This window comes from Peteryoungia rhizophila (assembly GCF_004912145.1).
GTDB classification, from domain to species: Bacteria; Pseudomonadota; Alphaproteobacteria; order Rhizobiales; family Rhizobiaceae; genus Allorhizobium; species Allorhizobium rhizophilum.
Window position 1 is genome coordinate 488,772 of the sequence record NZ_STGT01000002.1, and the last position, 18,142, is coordinate 506,913.

Below are 18,142 nucleotides of genomic sequence, written 5' to 3' on the forward strand. Positions count from 1 at the left end.
ATGCGTCCAATCTTGTCCCATCATCGCCTGATTCTCGCCGCGCTTGCCGGGGCCTGCCTTGCGTTGGCCAGTCCGGCGATGGGGCAAGACAGCGAGGATGGTCTCGAGATCGGCGATGCGCCGGCCATCATGCCGGCCGATCCTGACAATGCGGGCGAGATCGAACGCGGTTCACGGCCGAGCAGCAGCACGGGTGATGCGAACACGCTCGATCGCGGTGACAGGGATTCCGCTCCGCCCGTGATCAAGGGCGACAAGCCCACGGTGGGTGGTGAGCCCGACGCGCTGCAGGGCATCAATATTTATCTGCGGATGGGTACGCCGCTGCCCGACGTCCCGCCGGAGAAGCCTTACGAAGGAACACCCGACGACGCTTACGGTGCCTTCCAGCGCGGGCTCTTCCTGACTGCCGTCGATAGGGCGCTGCCGCGTGCGCAGCTCGGCGATCCTGCCGCGCAGACCCTGCTGGCGGAAATCATGTCGCGGGGCCTCGGGGTCAAGCGCGATCTGAAGGGTGCGGCCTTCTGGTATGGTCAGGCCGCCCAGGGCGGTGATCCGGCTGCTATGTTCAAATATGCCCTGCTCCTGATGGAGGGCCGCGAAGTCCCGCAGGACAAGGCGAAGGCGGACGACTACATGCGCCGCGCGGCCGATGCGGGCAATGCTTCGGCCCAGTTCAACTGGGCGCAGATCCTGGTTGCCGGAACGCCCGGCGTTCGCGGGCTGACCGCTGCCATGCCTTACTACGAAAAGGCGGCCGAACAGGGCATTGCGGACGCGCAATACGCGCTGGCACAGGTCTATTCGGCGCTCAAGGACGTGCCGGACGAGAAGAAGGCCCGCGCCCGGGAGTGGATGACGCGCGCCGCGCGCGCCGGTTTCGATACGGCGCAGCTCGACATGGGGCTCTGGCTCGTCAACGGCTATAACGGTCCGCGTGACTACGAGGCGGGATACCGGTGGCTCAGCATTGCTGCTGCCCGCGGCAATGTGGTGGCCCAGAACCGCTTGGCGCATCTCTACATCAACGCGCTCGGCACCGCGCCCGATTCGATCGAGGCCGCCAAGTGGTATGTTCTGTCGCGCCGCGCGGGTCTCAAGGATCCCGGTCTCGAGGATTTCTACCTCGGTCTCAACGAAGAGCAGCAGAAGCAGGCCATCGATCGGGCCAACCGGTTCCGGCGGACATGACGCGGCCTCGCTCTGCCGCTGTATACCAAGTCTCGATGACAGGAGCCCATAGGATGGCTTATCGCAGGTCTTTGGCTAGGCGCGGCGCGCCGGGCGATGCTTTCGCATCGGCCAAGCGGCGCAACAACGCCAGAGGGCTGCGATAAGCCACCTTCGGTCGGCTTCCCGGCCCCTCTGGCGTTGTCGAGTTCCTTGACCGATGCGAAAGCATCGCTCTTCGGATCTCTCCTAGCCAGCAAGGCCGGTCGAGCCGATCCTATGGGTTCCTATCATCGAGATTTGGTATCAAGGGGAGGGCGGCGGTCATGGATCTCATCGATATCTTCCAGCGTCTCGGGCTCGCCATCGCGATCGGCGCGGCGGTCGGCGTAGAACGACACTGGCGTGAGCGCGACGAGCCGGAAGGCGCCCGCATTGCCGGCATTCGCACCTTCACGCTGATCGGCATGACCGGCGGGCTCGCGGGTCTGCTCGATGCCGTCCTCGCGCCGGGCAGCCTGTCCGGCCTGATCGTGGCGAGCTTCCTGATCTCAGTTTCCGTCGTCTTGCTCCGCTTCGGCCTGATGGAGGCGCGGGCGGAAGGCTCTTTCAGCGCGACGACGGTGATTGCGGGGATCACCACATTCGGGCTCGGCGCGCTCGCCGTCACCGGCGAGATGGCGGTGGCATCCGCTGCAGGGGCCGCAATGGTCACCGTTCTTGCCAGCCGGGAATTCCTGCACGGCGCGATCCGGCGCCTGACCTGGGTCGAGCTGCGCTCGGCCGTCATTCTGCTCGCCATGGGTTTCGTGCTGCTACCGCTCATTCCTGCCGATCCCTACGGTCCCTTCGGTGGAGTGTCGCCGCGCAGCATTGTGATCCTCGTCATCATGCTGGCATCCATCTCCTATGTCGGTTATGTCGCCGTTCGCCTGATCGGTGGCGGTCGCGGTGATCTCATTGCCGGCGCTGTGGGTGGCCTCGTCTCCTCGACCGCCACAACGCTCGCCATGGCGCGCCAGAGCGAATTGGCCGCCAATGCTGCCGGTCCATCTGCCGGCGCGATGGCGGCGGGAAGCGTTTCCCTCATTCGGACGGGGCTCCTGCTTTTTGCACTTGCGCCAACGCTTGCCGAACGGCTGTTGCCGGGGCTCCTAGTCGCTGGAGGTCTGATGCTGATGGGCGCGATCGCGCTCGTTGCGCGGGCCGGCCCTTCGTCCGAGGCAGACTTGCCCGGAAATCCGTTCGAACTTTCGCAGGTCATCAAGATGGCGTTGCTGATCACCGTCATTGCCTTCGTCGCACGCGCAGCGAGCCAGATCCTCGGTGACGGAGGCCTCTACATCGTCTCCGGCCTGACGGCGCTCGCCGATGTCGATGCCATGACTGTCACCGTCGCCGGCATGCTGCCGGGCCTGCCGCTCGATGTCGCGACCACCGCCATCGGAATAGCCGTCACGGCCAACATGCTGGCCAAGGTTGTCTACGCGGCGGCCGCCGGAAGCCGGGGCTTTGCACTGAGGCTGGCCGCCATATCTCTGCTCGCTTTGGTTTCGGGCTTTGTCGTGACCTTCGCTGCAGGGCTTGTCTGACGAGGGCGCATGGAACGCAGCGGCCATCCCCCTTGAATTCCAGCGGCATTTGTGGTCTTGAACCCGCCAAACACCGCCGCCGAGGCGCGCTTGCCCCTTGCCGCTTTCCGGCGCATCCCAGTTTCAAGGAATTCTACCTATGGCTCGCTCCGCCCTTCTTAACGTCATGGTCCAGTCTGCACTCAAGGCCGGCAAGTCGCTCTCGCGCGATTTCGGCGAAGTGCAGAACCTGCAGGTTTCCGTGAAGGGTCCTGGCGATTTCGTCTCGCAGGCCGATTTTCGCGCCGAGAAGATCGTGCGCGAGGAACTGCTGAAGTCCCGTCCGACCTATGGCTTCCTCGGCGAGGAAGGTGAGGAGATCAAGGGCACGGACGGTGCGCATCGCTGGATCGTCGATCCGCTCGACGGCACGACCAACTTTCTGCACGGTATCCCGCAATTCGCCGTCTCGATCGCGCTCGAGCGCAATGGCGAGATCGTCGCCGGCGTCATCTTCAACCCGGCCACCGACGAACTCTACACGACGGAAAAGGGTGGCGGTGCCTTCCTCAATGATCGCCGCATCCGCGTCGGTGCGCGCAAGGTGCTTTCCGATTGCGTCATCGGTTGCGGCGTGCCGCATCTCGGTCGTGGCCAGCACGGCAAGTTCCTCGTGGAACTGCGTCACGTGATGGGCGAAGTCTCCGGCGTTCGCCGCATGGGAGCTGCAGCACTCGATCTCGCTTATGTCGCGGCCGGCCGTCTCGACGGCTTCTGGGAAGCCCAGCTCAATTCCTGGGACATCGCGGCCGGCATTCTCTTGATCAAGGAAGCTGGCGGCTTCGTCTCCGACATGAAGGGCGGCCAGGACATGTTCGAGAACGGCACCGTGCTTGCCGGCAACGAATACATCCGCAAGGCTCTGGAAGAGGTCGTCAACCGTCCGGTGCCGCAGTCCTGATCCCTGTATAGGGAAAGTTTTCCCAAGGTCCGCGGCTTCAATTCGTCTCATTTTTGCACTAGCCTCCGGTCCAAGATTCCCCGGAGGTTGAGCGTATCATGGCGAAAGTGAAGTTGGAGGATCTCGAGGTGGGTGAAACCCGCCCGGGAGCATACGGCCAGAAACTCTCCAGCCCGATGCCCTTCTTCACGACCATGGTGATCTTCCTGATCATCGTGTGTTTCATCGCGGCCATCCTCTACCGGCAGGCGCATGCGGCCTTCGTGACCAATCCGGGGCTGAACGGCCTCATCCTCGGCGTGCTCGCCGTCGGCATCATCCTGGTCTTCACTCAGGTGCTGGCGCTCAGGCCCGAAGTGCGCTGGTTCAACTCTTTCCGTGCCGCTGGCGACAATGCCTCCCTGGTCGGGCGCGAGCCGAAGCTTCTCGCCCCCATGCGTGCCTTGATCGGCGGTCGCCGCTCCATGGCGATCTCCACCACCGCCTTGCGCTCCATCCTCGATTCGATCGGGACACGCCTCGACGAATCCCGTGACACCAGCCGCTACCTGATCGGTCTGCTTGTCTTTCTCGGCCTTCTCGGTACCTTCTGGGGTCTGCTCGGAACGATCGGGTCAATCAACGAGGTCATCGCGTCTCTCGATCCGGCGTCGGGCGAGAGCAATGACGTGCTTCAGTCGCTGAAGTCGGGCCTCACGGCACCGCTCGCCGGCATGGGCACGGCGTTCTCGTCTTCGCTGCTCGGCCTTTCCGGTTCGCTGATCCTCGGCTTCCTCGACCTGCAGGCGGGGCGAGCGCAGAACCGGTTCTACGTCGAACTCGAAAACTGGCTTTCCTCCGTCACCGATGTGGATTCCGAACGCGCGGTCGTTTCCGACGGCAGCGCTACGGTTGCCAGCGAGGACATCCAGCTTCTCGTCGCCGAGATCCAGAAGCTCGGCAGCAAGGACGGGAATGATCGCTCGGTTGCTGCCATCGCCGGCCTTGCCGAGGGCATCCAGGGTCTGGTCAAGAACATGCGCAATGAGCAGCAGATGCTGCGAGACTGGATCGAGGCCCAGCAGGAGGACGCGCGTGCCATGCGCAAGACGCTTGACCGACTGAACGACAAGATCAGCGGGGCGAAGTAAATGGCGCTCGGGCGCAACCGCCGCCGTGACCGCGGGGTCGATTATTGGCCTGGCTTCGTCGATGCCCTGTCGACGCTGCTGCTTGCCATCATGTTCCTGCTCACAGTGTTCGTCGTCGCCCAGTTCATTTTGGGCCGCGAGATCTCGGGCAAGGACGAGGTGCTCAACCGCCTGAACAGCCAGATTGCGGAACTCACACAATTGCTGGCGCTCGAAAAGAGCGGCAATCAGGACCTCGAGGACACGCTGGCCTCTCTCCAGTCGTCATTGTCTTCCTCCGAAAGCGAGAGAACCCGGCTGCAACAACTGCTCGAAAGCGGCGCCGGATCTACCGCGGTGGCCGATGAAAAGGTAGGACGGCTCACCGGCGAACTCGATGCCGAGCGGCAGGTCAGTGCCCGTGCAATGAGCCAGATCGAGCTCCTCAACCAGCAGATCGCAGCACTCAGAGCGCAGATCGGGGCGGTCGAGGAAGCCCTCCAGGCATCCGAGGCGAAGGACCAGGCATCGCAGGCCCGTATCTCCGACCTCGGTCGTCGTCTCAACGTGGCGCTCGCCCAGCGCGTCCAGGAGCTCAATCGCTATCGGTCGGACTTCTTCGGGCGTCTTCGCGAGATCCTATCGGACCGCGAAAACATCCGGATCGTCGGCGACCGCTTCGTCTTCCAGTCGGAAGTCCTGTTCCCGGTCGGCGGCGCCGATCTCGATACGGCGGGCCAGGCGGAAATGGGCAAGCTCGCGGCGGCCATTCTCGAACTGGCGCAGGAAATTCCCGCCGAGATCAACTGGGTGCTCAGGGTCGACGGCCATACGGATGCGTCGCCGCTGACGGGAACGGGCCGTTACCGGGACAATTGGGAGCTCTCCTCGGCCCGAGCTACATCTGTGGTCAAGTACCTGATTTCCCAAGGCGTTCCAGCCAATAGACTGGTTGCCGCCGGTTTCGGGGAATTCCAGCCGATCGCCGAGGGTGACACACCCGACGTCCTCTCGCAAAACCGTCGCATCGAACTCAAACTCACCGAGCGCTGAGCCTAGCAAATTCGTTTGCTCTCCCCACAATTTGTGGGATGCATTACGTGCGCGTAAAGGTAAGATCGCGGCGGAGCGGGAGGCTTGCATGCAAGAATTCGACGTCGTCGTCATCGGAGGCGGGCTGGCTGGTCTCGTGGCTGCTACGGAGGCCACCGACCGTGGCCTCAAAGTCGGGCTGATTGACCAAGAGGGTGAACAGAACCTCGGCGGACAGGCCTTCTGGTCGCTCGGCGGCCTCTTTCTGGTCGACAGTCCGGAACAGCGGCGCATGGGGATCCGGGACAGTATCGAGCTCGCGCGGCAGGATTGGTTCGGATCGGCAGGTTTCGATCGCATCGAAGATTTCTGGCCGCGGCAATGGGCGGAAGCCTATCTGCAATTTGCCGCCGGTGAGAAGCGCAGCTGGCTGAAGAGCCAGGGTGTCAGCTGGTTCCCTGTCGTGGGCTGGGCGGAGCGGGGTGGCGGTCAGGCCGATGGTCATGGCAATTCGGTGCCGCGTTTCCATGTCACCTGGGGTACGGGACCCGGCGTGCTCGCGCCCTTCACCCGGCGTGCCCGGGCTGCCGCCGACCAGGGCAAGCTCAGCTTCCTCTTCCGCCATCAGGTCGATCGGCTGGTCGTCTCGGACGGTACCGTGACCGGGGCCGCCGGTGTGCTTTTGGCGGGCGACGCCACGCCACGTGGCGGTTCCAGTTCGCGCAATGTCGTCGGTGACTTCGAGGTGCGGGCCGGTGCCGTGATCGTGGCGTCGGGTGGTATCGGCGGCAACCACGATCTCGTCCGCAAGAGCTGGCCGGTGGATCGCCTCGGCGCGCCGCCGAAGAAGATGGTGGCCGGCGTGCCCGCCCATGTAGATGGGCGGATGCTCTCGATCACACAGGCGGTCGGTGGCGAGATTATCAATGGCGACCGTATGTGGCATTACACCGAGGGCCTCAAGAACTGGGATCCGATCTGGCCGAACCACGGGATCCGCATCCTGCCCGGGCCGTCATCCTTCTGGTGCGATGCGGATGGAAAACGTTTCCCGCCACCGGCCTTGCCCGGCTTCGATACGTTGGCCACGCTGAGCGCAATTCGGTCGCGCGGCCATGACTATTCGTGGTTCATCCTGAACAGGGCGATCATCAAGAAGGAGTTCGCGCTATCGGGCTCAGAGCAGAATCCGGATCTCACGGACAAGAACATCCCGTTGCTTCTGCAGCGGCTCGGCAAGAATCCGCCCGGTCCCGTACAGGCCTTCATGGACAAGGGGGAGGACTTCGTCGTTCGCGACAGTCTCGAGGATCTGGTATCGGGCATGAACGAACTCACTGGGGAGCACCGGCTCGGCGTGCATCATATCCGTGCGCAGATCGAGGCGCGGGACAGGGAGATGAGCAACCGATTTTCCAAGGATGCACAGGTCGTGGCCATCCGCGGTGCCCGGAATTATCTCGGTGACAAGCTGATGCGCACGGCCAAACCGCACAGGCTGCTCGATCCGGCGGCCGGGCCCTTGATCGGCGTCCGGCTGCATATCCTCACCCGCAAGACATTGGGCGGGGTTCATACCGATCTCGAAGGTCGGGTCCTCAACCGGGAGAACAAGCCGGTGCCGGGGCTTTACGCGGCCGGCGAGGTCTCCGGCTTCGGCGGCGGTGGCATGCATGGTTACAACGCCCTGGAAGGTACCTTCCTGGGGGGCTGCCTGTATTCCGGATTGGTGGCGGGACGCAGCGCCGGACGGTAAATAGGCCGTCCGTCGCGGCACTACTGGGCGGCTACGGTGAAATCGCGGCCGCCGGTCTCGAACTGCAGGCGAGCGAGTTTCGCGTAGAGGCCGCTCTGCTGGATCAGGCTCTGGTGGGTGCCTTCCTCGACGATCCGGCCGTCGTCGAGCACGAGGATGCGATCGGCCTTCAACACGGTTGCCAGCCGGTGAGCGATGACGATGGTCGTCCGATCGCGCATCAGTCCGTCAAGCGCCTTCTGCACCAAGGTCTCGCTCTCTGCGTCGAGTGCCGAGGTGGCTTCGTCGAGCAGGAGAAGAGGTGCGTCGCGGAGCAGGGCGCGGGCGATCGCAATGCGCTGGCGCTGGCCGCCGGACAGCGTCACACCGCGTTCGCCGACGATCGTGTCGAAGCCGTTTTCCAGACGCCCGATGAACTCGAATGCCTGGGCAGCTTCTGCTGCTGCTTCCACCATGCCGCGGCATGCATTTGGCGTGCCGAAGGCGATGTTTTCGTGGATCGACGTGGCAAAGATCGTCGTGTCCTGCGGGACGATCGCAATGCGGGCGCGCACGGCCTGCGGATCGGCCTCGCGGATATCGACGCCATCGAGCCGGATCGAGCCAGAGGCGGGATCGTAGAAGCGCAGGATCAGCGAGAAGATCGTGCTCTTGCCGGCGCCGGACGGACCGACGATCGCGACCGTCTCGCCATGGGCGACCGAGAAAGAAAGGCCGTTGAGCGCCGATTTTGTCTTGGCGGATGGATAGGAGAAATGGACATCGTCGAAGGCGACACTACCCTTTGCCGGTTCGGGCAACGCCTTGGGCAGGGCAGGTGCGGCGATCGCCGGATGTTCTTCCAGCAGTTCATGCAGGCGCTCGGCGGCACCCGCGGCCTGGGAGAGTTCGCCCCAGACTTCCGACAACGTGCCGAGCGAGCCTGCGGCGATCAGGGAATAGAGGAGGAACTGGCCGAGCGTGCCGCCGCTCATGGAGCCGGCCAGCACGCTCTGGGCGCCATACCAGAGGACGCCGACGACGCTGCCGAAGACGAGCGCAATCGCGACGCCCGTCAGAAGCGAGCGGGATTTGATCGCAGAGCGGGCGGCCTCGTAGGCGCTCTCGACGGATGAGGAGTAGCGTTCCCGGGCCCCCTCTTCGGCATTGAAGGCCTGAAGGGTGCGCGCCGCGCCGATCACCTCGCCGGCATAGGACGAAGCTTCGGCCAGGGTGTCCTGGGCGGCGCGGGAGCGCTGACGCACGGAGCGGCCGAATCCGACCAGCGGAAAGACGATGATCGGGATTGCCGCCAGCACCATGATCGAGAGTTTCGGGCTCGTCGCGATCATCATGACGACGGCACCGAGACAGAGGATGGTGTTGCGCAGGGCAAGCGAAGCCGTCGCGCCGACCGCGGACTTCAGCTGGGTCGTGTCGGCGGTCAGGCGGGAGACGATTTCGCCCGATTGATTGATGTCGAAGAAGGAGGGAGACAACCGGGTGACATGGGCAAAGACATCCCGGCGAAGGTCAGCGACCACGCGCTCGCCGATGGTGATGACATAGTAGTAGCGCAGGGCGCTTGCCACCGCGAGGACTATGGCCATGACGATCATCATGGCGAAGTATCGGTTGATGAAAGCGCTGTCGGATGCCTGGAAGCCGTGATCGAGCATGCGACGAATGGCGATCGGCAGGGCAAGGGTCGTTGCGGCTGCGAGGCAGAGGAAGATAAGGGCGCCGGCGACCAGTCCGCGGTAGTTGCTCAGATAGGGATAGAGACTGGTCAGAGGCTTCAGAGAGCGGCGTTTCTTGTCTGTATTGTCTGCTTCCGAGGTCACTCTGTCATGCTCCTTCAGCGCACACGGGCTTTCGCGCCATGGCACTTGTTATCCCTGCATCCTTCATGTATAGGCACGGCATCGAATTGGGAAGCCGTAGCTCAGACGGACTGCGGCTTCATCTATTGAATAGGTTCTGCCGAGGCAATTGCGGCAAATGGACCCCACGGCACAGCAGGAATAGAGCGATGAAGGCTGACATCCATCCCGACTACCACGTCATCAAGGTCGTCATGACCGACGGCACCGAATACCAGACTCGTTCGACCTGGGGTTCGGAAGGCGCCGTCATGAACCTCGAAATCGACCCCACCTCGCACCCGGCATGGACCGGCGGCAACCAGGCAATGCTGGACCGCGGTGGTCGCGTTTCCAAGTTCAACAAGCGTTTCGGTGGCCTCGGCCTCTAATCGTTTCGAACGATCCGCATACGAAAAGCCCGGCCTTCGCGCCGGGCTTTGTCGTTTCGGGCAGGCTCTGAACGATGGGGATTAGGTCGCCGTGATGCGGTCGGCAATTTCTTCCAGGGCGAGATCGTGTTTCTCGGCCAGCGTACGCCCGAATTTCTCCAGATCTGCAATATTGCCCGGCGTGGCGTCATCCAAGGCATCATTCACACCGACCAGCGGTGCATCGAGCCGGAAGTAGTTGAGCCCCTTCCGATTCGCGAGGGTCACGACCGTTGCCCCCTCGGCAAATGAAGGCGGCTCGCGGTTGAGCAGCTTGTTCAACTGATAGGATGCGGTGCTCGACTGACCCTGCATGAGGACGGAGATCAACGGCGTGTCGTTGGCCGGGTTGATCCAGCCACCGGCGCCCCAGCTCTTGGCCTGCTGATAGGGGATCTTCCGGTTTGCCGAACCGGTTCCGAGCGAGAGGATCACCATTTCGTCCCCGTTTTCCCGCCAGCCGAGCTTGGATCCTTCGACATAGGCCGCCATGGCGGGATCGTTGGCGAAGACGCCACCGTCGATCAAGGGAAGCATCGGTGTCTGGCCATGCGCGGTGCGGGTGAGATCTTCGACGAGGCCGGGTTCGAAATAGGTGGGTGCTGCCGAGGACCCGCGGACCGCCTGCCAGAAGTAGAAGCGCTCGTGGTCCTTGTCGGCATTGGTCATGAACACGGCTCGGCGTGCGTGGATGTCGTAGGCCGTGATCAGAACCTTGGCGAGGGCGTCCTTGATCTCTGATGTCTTGCCCAGCATGTCGGTCAGAATCTTCTCGAGGGCCGCGGCGCTATAGCGTTCCTCGAACAGCCCGCCGAAATTGGCCATCTTTCGGAACAGGCCGATGTCGAAGATCTTCGGTCCCTTATTCTTGTAAAGGGCAAGCAGGGTCTGCGGGTCAGCCGCGGGCTCCTTTGGGTGCCCGGGGCGAGGGCAGGTGAGGCCTGCGGCGATGATCGCGCCAGTCGAAGTGCCCGCGATGAGATGGAAGTAGCGATGCAGCGGCAGGGTCTTGTTTCTGTCTGCCAGCTTCTTGACCAGAACGGTCAACACGACGGCGGGGATCACGCCCCTGATGCCGCCACCATCAATAGACAAGATGAATTTGGTCATGGACCTCTCCCGGTGTTTGGAACGGGGATCAGTGTCGCATAATATTTAAAGTTGTAAACATCCAGTCGATACAATCAATTTTAGGAAAATTGACAGCAAAAAACCCGGCCAACGTTTGCTGGCCGGGTTCGAGGTGGTGCTTGTTGGCTTGATCAGCCTGCGTTGAAGGCGGTGCGCAGCAGGTTCAACTGAGCCTGGACGCTGTTTTCGTTGTCGGGCTGGAATTCTTCTTCAGCCGGACGATAGATTTCCCGGTCGAGCAGGGCGATGCGGTTCTGCAGGCGGAGCGAACGCTCCACGAGGTCGCGGAAGGATTCCGGCAGGTCGTGCCAGCCTGGGGCGGAACGATCGACGTTGAAGCCGTCCAGGCGCACCTTGCTCTTTTCGGAGAGAACCTGATCGCGGCTCATCTCGCCGTTGTTGACGGCACGCTGCAGCAGCAGCCAGGAGGCCATCTGCATTAGACGCGTGGTCAGGCGCATCGACTCCGCAGCGTAGAGAACCGATGCCTGGCGCGGCAGAACCTTGGCGGCTGCGCGGCCCGGGCCATCGAGATAGGCAGCCGTTTCTTCGACCAGACCCATGCCCTCGGCATAGGTCGCCTTGAACTGGCTGGACGCTGCGACGCGACCGGCGAAGCTAACCGTATTCATACCGAGTTCCGACATGGATGTTTCCCTGTAAACGCATCACTTAAGGCATGTAACGACAGTGGTACGAACTTGTTCCTGTCGCATTTTGTGAGGCCACGATGCTACCAATAGCCCAAATCCGCAAGGCGAAACTTAAGGAAGGGTTAATTCCCACACTTTCGTGAAACCTTTGGCAAATGGGACAAAAAAAGAGCCGCAAATGCGGCTCTCAAGGTAAAACAGGGAAAATCAGAGGCTCACCGAATGAGATGAACTGCCTGAATCCAGGAGCTCTGGATGAACATAGTTTCCCGTAAAATGCTTAACGTGAAGTAAACGCAAACGTGAAAAGGCGTTCATTTCCGGTCGTTTCTGAGGATTTCACCCGTTATACTTTGGGGCCGAAGAGGCTGTCGGCGGCTTTCCGGCCTGCATCCTTGCGGTCGATCTCGCTTTTGATTCGATCAATCTCCGCTTCGAGCAGACTGATCCGGTGCCGCAATTCATCTGCGGAAATGCTGGACAGGTCACACCCGAGTTCGTGTTCATTTCTGCGCTTGGCAGGCTCCTCGTCCCTTATCATGGGTGTTCCTCCCTCCGTTGCTCCTCATCGAACGCTTCCTCCTCCGGGAACGGCGCAGCGCGCGGATCGAGGCTCAAGCCTTCCGGCGTGCTGCTCATCGGCGATGCGGAGATGGGCAGGTTCGGCACGTTTTCACGATCCTCGGCCGGGATCGCGGCGCGTGTCCGGCTGCGATAGATGGCATAGGCCGAGATAAGCAGGTGAGCGATCGCGGTCACCGCAAAGAGAGCATAGGGACCGGCAGCGGTCATGACGGGACCACCCAGCGTCGGTCCGATGATCGTGCCGATGCCGAAGAGTAGAAGCAGGCCGCCTGACACCTTCACGAACTCGTCGGGTTTGGCGAAGTCGTTCGCATGCGCCACGGCTATCGGATAGAGCGCATTGGCGGCGGCGCCGTAAATGCCGACGAAAATGAAAATCCAGAGCGGATCAGAAGGCATGATGGCGACCATGGCGAGCGCCGCGAAGGCGGCGAGCGCCGAGAGTGCTGCCAACACGTAGCGGCGATCGATGCGGTCGGACAGTTTGCCGGCCGGAAACTGCATGATGGCGCCGAGGAAGATCGTGACCGACAGGAGCAACGCTATGGTCGACGGGTCGAGACCGACGCGTGATCCAAAGACGGCCCCGAGCGTGCCATAGGCGCCATTGGCGATGCCGATCATGAGGATGCCGATGAAGGATACGGGCGAGTTGCGGTAGAGCAGTGGCAGATCGAGCTTGATGGACCGGAGCGGCTGTGGCGTGGCTGCCGTCGACATCAGCGTCGGCATGATCGCGAAGCCATAGACGATGCCGCAGATCATGAAGAGGATGGTCGTCGCCGGATCGAAGATGCCGACCAGCATCTGTCCTCCGACCACCCCGATCAGCGTGATCGAGATGTAGAAGGAGAAGATCATGCCGCGGCTCTCATTGGTCGCGCGCTCGTTCAGCCAGCTCTCGATGATCATCGAGGTGCCAGCGGTGCAGAAGCCGGTAATGACGCGGAGCGCCACCCACCAATAGGCATCAACGACGATGCCGGTGAGGAGCGCGTTCACCAGAATCAGGGCGACGAAGGTCGAGAAGGCCCGGACATGGCCGACACGCATCACGAGCTTCGGCGAGACGAAGCAGCCGAGCACGAAGCCGGCGGCCCAGGTGGTCCCGAGCAGACCAAGCACCTCGTTCGAGTAACCCTCGGCGGCACCCCGCACGGGCAGGAGCAGACCATGGAGGCCGTTTCCGAGGAACAGGAAAAGCGTGCCCAGGAGCAGGGCCATTACCGGCAGAAGATTACGTCTCATGGCATTCTTGTCGATTGGAGTGGGTGGCGTCCGGACGGAGCTGCGTGTTTCGTTCACAGTAGACTGATCTTCCTACCGTAATCTGAATGCGACGCTTGGTGCTTGCAGGATGACTTTCTGGCGGGCAAAAGTGACATGGTTGTGGCTGACCTGCTGCTTCACGCGCCGTCTGGCCGCCCGCAGATGCACGTCCACAAGGAATGTCGATGACCAAGGCCATTTCTGCCTTTCTGATCCTGGCGATGATCGTTCAACTGATCAAGCCGCTCGGGCTGCCGGGGCTCCGGCGCCGAGGCGACTTCTGGAAGCTCGCGGTTGTCGCCTTCGTCACCTGGTCGGTCACGCTCCTGATCCGGCCCTGATGGCCCTCAGACCTTGCCTGCTTCCTGTGCGTCCTGCCATTCCGGCAGCGGGAAGAGGCGGTCATAGCCCCAGTTGAAGGCGAAGGCATAGACCATGTAGAAAAGCGCGAAGGCGACGTCCATCACGAAGGCGTGCCAGAGGCTGATCCCCAGATACCAGGCGATGAATGGCATGAGGATCATCAGCAGGCCTGCCTCGAAGAGTGCGGCATGGGCGACCCGCATGCCGACAGTCTTCAGCGTGGTCCCGGTGTAGCGCTGCAGGACGTGGTCGAAGCCCAGATTGTAGATGTAGTTCCAGGCGGTCGCGAGCGTGGCGCTGACGACGCCGACAATGCCGATATCGGCGACTGGCATGGAAAAGGCCCAGCTGCCGATCGGTATGATCAGGGCAAGGCCAAGAAGTTCGAAGCTGATGGCGTGACGAATGCGGTCTGCGGCGGTGCGCATGTTCTTCCCTCCGGGAAAACAGGCGGGTCGTCCCGCGTTCGATAAAGTCCCTGACAGGGGAGGTCGTCCTCGCTGGAGGATATAGGCGCAATGGTTGGAAGCGGCAAGAATGTATTGCTGATCTTTTCAGCAACAGCATAAGGATTGTGCGTTATCCCGTCGGTGGTTGCCTTCGGGTCACAGGGTGAGTTCGCCCCGCATGACGGTCACGGAGCTTCCGCTGATCTCCACCCGGTCGAACCTCCCGGCCAATGTGGTGACAGTCACGCCGATGAGGCTTGGCCGGCCCATTTCCACACCCTGTTCTATCAGGAGACGTCTCTCGGTCGGCGCGGGGGCGAGGGTGCTGAGGAAGGCGCCGAGTGCGGCCGAGGCGCTGCCGGTTGCCGGATCTTCCGCGACATTGTCGAAAGGCGCGAACATGCGGGCCCGGACATGATCGGGGCCGACCCAGGTGTACTGGAAAGTGGCGCAGTCGCAGTTCTCGTTCTCGTGGTTGGCGCGGAGCGCCTCAAGCGGGTCCAGTCGCGGGCTCGCCCGGCCGAGGGCTTCGAGGCTCGCCACTTCGACCAGGATGAATTTCAGGCCGACGGAGGCGAAGAGCGGTTCGTGCTGACGGGTCACGATGTCTTCTTCCGTCAAGCCGATGCAGGGCGCCATGACGGGCGCAGGAACCCTTGCGCCTATCGTCAGCGGCCCCGGCGCGCGGATCGTGGTTTCGGCAACCTTGCCTTCGGCATCGCGGCTGACTGCAATCTCAACGAGTCCGGCCTTCTCCTCGAAGCGGATATGGTCGCCAACGGGCTTGCCGTAGACGCTGCCTGCAGTGGCCAGCACATGGGCGGTGCCGACATTCGGATGGCCGGCAAAGGGGACCTCGGTGACAGGCGTGAAGATCCGGATCTCTGCCGTGTTCTGCGGGTTGCTTGGCGGCAGGACGAAGGTCGTCTCCGAATAGCCGAACTCGGCGGCGATCTGCTGCATCTCCGGTCCACTGAGATCCCTGGCATCCATGATGACGGCCAGCGGATTGCCGGCAAAGCGCGTGTCGGTGAAGACGTCGACGGTGACGAAGGGGATGGCCCGGGTGGCGGAAGGCATGGATGGCTCCGATGTTTGGCCCGCGCATTGTTAAAGCAAGAAGCCCGGCGCGTGGCCGGGCTTTCGTGTCCTGATGACAAGTTTAGGTTCTGGCGGTCGCGCCTGAACGGCTTTCAAACACCGGCCGATTACTCGGCTGCCATTGCACCCGTCTTGTCCACGCTCGCGGCATAGATCTCATCGATCGTCTTTGCGATGCTGGTGTTGAACTCCGCGTCGCTCATGGAGACGCGCAGCTGTTCGGCCAGCGCGCGCGAGAAGCTCGCGATCATGCCGTGGTTATGGCGGAGTTTCTCGCAGGCATCCACCCTGCTGTAACCACCGGAAAGGGCGACGACGCGCACGACGGACTTGTGGGCGACCAGCGGGGCATAGAAATCGGCGACCGTCGGGATGGTGAGCTTCAGCATGACCTTGTCGCCGGCCGGCAGTTTGTCGAGTTCGCTCGCGATCTCGTCGCGCAGGATGGCTTCCGCTTCAACCTTGGTCGGGCTTTTGATCGACACTTCAGGCTCGACGATCGGCACCAGACCCTGGCCGATGATCTGGCGCGCGACTTCGAACTGCTGCTTGACGACGGCGGCAATGCCGGCCTTGTCGGCATGGGCGATCACCGAACGCATCTTGGTGCCGAAGATGCCCTTCTCGCGACCGCGGATCAGCAGCGCGTCGAGATCGGGCATCGGCTTCATCTTCTGCACGCCGCTTTCTTCATCGAGCAGGCCCTTGTCGATCTTCAGGAAAGGCACGACGCCACGCTTTTCCCAGAGATAAGCGGGGACCGGTTCGCCATCCACATCGCCATCCATGGTGCGTTCGAAGAGGATCGCGCCGATGACCTTGTCGCCCGTGAAGGCCGGTGCCTTCATGATGCGTACGCGCATGGCGTGGATCAGGCGGTACATCTCGTCGTCGCCCTGATAGTCGTTTTCGGCGATGCCATAGAGACGCAGTGCGCCGGGTGTCGAACCTCCACTCTGATCCAGCGCCGCGATAAAGCCGGGCGCCGAGGTGATCTTGTTCAACATTTTCGCGTCCACCATATCTCACTCCTATCCCTGAACATGGCACCGTAGCGCCGCACAATCTCTGCATCTGGTGACGGCTCTTTCGCCGTGCCGGTCACTCCCTGACCGCCTATCGGTCCTTCAAGACCGTGATGACTTCGGCGATAACAGAACTTCCGCAATGGGAAAATGGGTGGCTAAGCTATTGAAACGATTGAAATCGTTTCAATCGTTTGAAAATTCAAAGATTTTTAAATCCATTTCAAACGGCACAGAAATTGCCATGCCAAACGGGCCTGATGAGAGCGTTTCCTCACTCAGGAGAACCCGTTCGAAGCCGCGCTGTTCCTTTTGCAGGCATGCTAACATTGATGCAGGTGCAGCCCAATGACGCCGGACACGAAAAAACCGCGTGCCTTGGGACACGCGGTTTATCAATGCTTTGCTTGTCGGGAGGCGGATCAGCCCTTGGTGAGCACGGCCACGCCCGGGAGTTCCTTGCCTTCCATCCATTCGAGGAAGGCGCCGCCTGCCGTCGAGACGTAGGAGAAATCGTCGGCAACGCCGGCATGGTTCAGCGCAGACACGGTATCGCCGCCGCCGGCAACGGAGACGAGCTTGCCGGCCTTGGTCTGTTCGGCGGCATGCAGTGCCGCCGAGACGGTCGCCTTGTCGAAGGGCGTGATCTCGAAGGCGCCGAGCGGACCGTTCCACACCAGCGTCGCAGCCTTGCCGATCCAGTCATTGACCAGTTCGATCGATTTCGGGCCGACGTCGAGCATCATGGCATCGGCCGGGATAGCTGTGACGTCTACCGTCTCGTTGGCGGCATTTGCCTTGAACTCCCGGGCGACGACGCCGTCGACCGGCAGCACGATGGCACAGCCGGCGGTCTTTGCCGTCTCCATGATCGCAAGCGCGGTTTCGGCGAGGTCATGCTCGCAGAGCGACTTGCCGACATTGATGCCCTGGGCGGCGATGAAGGTATTGGCCATGCCGCCGCCGATGACGAGCGCGTCGACCTTGGTCACAAGGTTGGAGAGCAGGTCGATCTTGGTCGAGACCTTGGCGCCGCCGACGATGGCAACGACCGGACGGGTCGGCTGTCCCAAGCCCTTTTCGAGCGCTTCGAGTTCGGCCTGCATGGTGCGGCCGGCATAGGCCGGCAGGTGATGGGCGATGCCTTCCGTCGAGGCATGCGCGCGGTGGGCGGCGGAGAAGGCGTCGTTGACGTAGATGTCGCCGTTCTTGGCGAGTTCTGCGACGAAGCCGGCTTCGTTCTTCTCTTCGCCCTTGTGGAAACGGGTGTTTTCCAAAAGCAGGATATCGCCGTCATTCATGGCGGCAATGGCATCAGCGGCCGGCGCGCCGATGCAATCGGAGGCGAAGGCGACGCGCTGGTCGAGTACTTCCTCGACGGACGGGGCGATCAGCGACAGAGACTGGTCGGCAACCGGCTCGCCTTTCGGACGGCCGAAATGCGCGAGCAGGATGACCTTGGCGCCCTTCTCCGACAGTTCCAGGATCGTCGGCGCCACGCGTTCGATGCGGGTGGTGTCGGATACCTTGCCGTCCGTGACGGGAACGTTGAGGTCTACGCGGACAAGAATGCGCTTGCCTGCGATGTCGGTGAGATCGTCGAGTGTCTTGAAAGCCGGCATGGATTTACCCGTCTGAAATGCTGTTGAACTGGGCTGACGGGCGGGACCTTACACCGCTTACGTGACGGCGCAA

Annotated in this window: 17 protein-coding genes; 8 read left to right on the plus strand and 9 right to left on the minus strand. The window is 62.3% G+C overall.

Features of this window, described 5'->3' with window-relative positions; genetic code table 11:
• From E9677_RS08240 to E9677_RS08265, 6 genes are all read left to right on the plus strand, one after another.
• Positions 1 to 1,191 carry a tetratricopeptide repeat protein gene (locus E9677_RS08240; protein WP_136557616.1) on the plus strand — a complete coding sequence of 397 codons (1,191 nt, stop codon included), beginning with the start codon at positions 1 to 3 and terminating at the stop codon, positions 1,189 to 1,191.
• Positions 1,192 to 1,496: 305 nt separating this feature from the next.
• Positions 1,497 to 2,762, plus strand: a complete 1,266-nt coding sequence (locus E9677_RS08245) for an MgtC/SapB family protein (RefSeq protein WP_136557617.1) — start codon at positions 1,497 to 1,499, stop codon at positions 2,760 to 2,762.
• Positions 2,763 to 2,901: 139 nt separating this feature from the next.
• The gene (locus tag E9677_RS08250; protein ID WP_136557618.1) at positions 2,902 to 3,702 is read left to right on the plus strand and encodes an inositol monophosphatase family protein; all 801 of its coding nucleotides are present in this window, start codon (positions 2,902 to 2,904) and stop codon (positions 3,700 to 3,702) included.
• A gap of 98 nt (positions 3,703 to 3,800) precedes the next feature.
• Positions 3,801 to 4,832, plus strand: coding sequence for a flagellar motor protein MotA (locus E9677_RS08255; protein ID WP_136557619.1), 1,032 nt, complete (start codon positions 3,801 to 3,803; stop codon positions 4,830 to 4,832).
• Positions 4,833 to 5,864 carry a peptidoglycan -binding protein gene (locus E9677_RS08260; RefSeq protein ID WP_136557620.1) on the plus strand — a complete coding sequence of 344 codons (1,032 nt, stop codon included), beginning with the start codon at positions 4,833 to 4,835 and terminating at the stop codon, positions 5,862 to 5,864.
• Positions 5,865 to 5,952: 88 nt separating this feature from the next.
• The gene (locus E9677_RS08265; RefSeq protein WP_136557621.1) at positions 5,953 to 7,599 is read left to right on the plus strand and encodes an FAD-binding dehydrogenase; all 1,647 of its coding nucleotides are present in this window, start codon (positions 5,953 to 5,955) and stop codon (positions 7,597 to 7,599) included.
• Positions 7,600 to 7,619: 20 nt separating this feature from the next.
• Here the strand turns inward: E9677_RS08265 and E9677_RS08270 are convergent, their stop codons facing one another.
• The gene (locus E9677_RS08270) at positions 7,620 to 9,422 is read right to left on the minus strand and encodes an ABC transporter transmembrane domain-containing protein (RefSeq protein WP_136557622.1); all 1,803 of its coding nucleotides are present in this window, start codon (positions 9,420 to 9,422) and stop codon (positions 7,620 to 7,622) included.
• Between the two features lie 188 nt (positions 9,423 to 9,610).
• Between E9677_RS08270 and rpmE the strand changes: the two genes are divergently transcribed.
• Entirely contained in the window at positions 9,611 to 9,832 is a 222-nt protein-coding gene (gene rpmE / locus E9677_RS08275; RefSeq protein ID WP_112244294.1) for a 50S ribosomal protein L31, read from the plus strand.
• Between the two features lie 81 nt (positions 9,833 to 9,913).
• On the opposite strand, the gene E9677_RS08280 is transcribed toward rpmE, so the two are convergent.
• From E9677_RS08280 to E9677_RS08295, 4 genes are all read right to left on the minus strand, one after another.
• Positions 9,914 to 10,981, minus strand: coding sequence for a patatin-like phospholipase family protein (locus E9677_RS08280; protein ID WP_136557623.1), 1,068 nt, complete (start codon positions 10,979 to 10,981; stop codon positions 9,914 to 9,916).
• A 152-nt stretch (positions 10,982 to 11,133) separates the two neighbouring features.
• Positions 11,134 to 11,649 carry a protease adaptor protein RcdA gene (gene rcdA, locus E9677_RS08285; protein WP_136557624.1) on the minus strand — a complete coding sequence of 172 codons (516 nt, stop codon included), beginning with the start codon at positions 11,647 to 11,649 and terminating at the stop codon, positions 11,134 to 11,136.
• 352 nt (positions 11,650 to 12,001) lie between these two features.
• The gene (locus E9677_RS08290) at positions 12,002 to 12,196 is read right to left on the minus strand and encodes a DUF1192 domain-containing protein (RefSeq protein WP_136557625.1); all 195 of its coding nucleotides are present in this window, start codon (positions 12,194 to 12,196) and stop codon (positions 12,002 to 12,004) included.
• Complete coding sequence (locus E9677_RS08295) at positions 12,193 to 13,488, minus strand: MFS transporter (RefSeq protein ID WP_136557626.1); 1,296 nt, start codon at positions 13,486 to 13,488, stop codon at positions 12,193 to 12,195. The genes E9677_RS08290 and E9677_RS08295 overlap by 4 nt, the downstream gene beginning before the upstream one ends.
• Before the next feature lie 206 nt (positions 13,489 to 13,694).
• Between E9677_RS08295 and E9677_RS25145 the strand changes: the two genes are divergently transcribed.
• Positions 13,695 to 13,850, plus strand: coding sequence for a hypothetical protein (locus tag E9677_RS25145; protein WP_168801152.1), 156 nt, complete (start codon positions 13,695 to 13,697; stop codon positions 13,848 to 13,850).
• Between the two features lie 6 nt (positions 13,851 to 13,856).
• Here E9677_RS25145 and E9677_RS08300 read toward each other — a convergent pair whose 3' ends face one another.
• The 4 genes from E9677_RS08300 to E9677_RS08315 all read right to left on the minus strand — a co-directional run bounded on the left by E9677_RS08300 (position 13,857) and on the right by E9677_RS08315 (position 18,069).
• On the minus strand, positions 13,857 to 14,300 hold the full coding sequence (locus E9677_RS08300; protein ID WP_136557627.1) for a PACE efflux transporter: 444 nt from the start codon (positions 14,298 to 14,300) through the stop codon (positions 13,857 to 13,859).
• 177 nt (positions 14,301 to 14,477) lie between these two features.
• Complete coding sequence (locus tag E9677_RS08305) at positions 14,478 to 15,401, minus strand: PhzF family phenazine biosynthesis protein (RefSeq protein WP_136557628.1); 924 nt, start codon at positions 15,399 to 15,401, stop codon at positions 14,478 to 14,480.
• A gap of 128 nt (positions 15,402 to 15,529) precedes the next feature.
• Positions 15,530 to 16,444, minus strand: coding sequence for a fructose bisphosphate aldolase (locus tag E9677_RS08310; RefSeq protein ID WP_136557629.1), 915 nt, complete (start codon positions 16,442 to 16,444; stop codon positions 15,530 to 15,532).
• Between the two features lie 425 nt (positions 16,445 to 16,869).
• Positions 16,870 to 18,069, minus strand: coding sequence for a phosphoglycerate kinase (locus tag E9677_RS08315; RefSeq protein ID WP_136557630.1), 1,200 nt, complete (start codon positions 18,067 to 18,069; stop codon positions 16,870 to 16,872).
• Positions 18,070 to 18,142 lie beyond the last annotated feature (73 nt).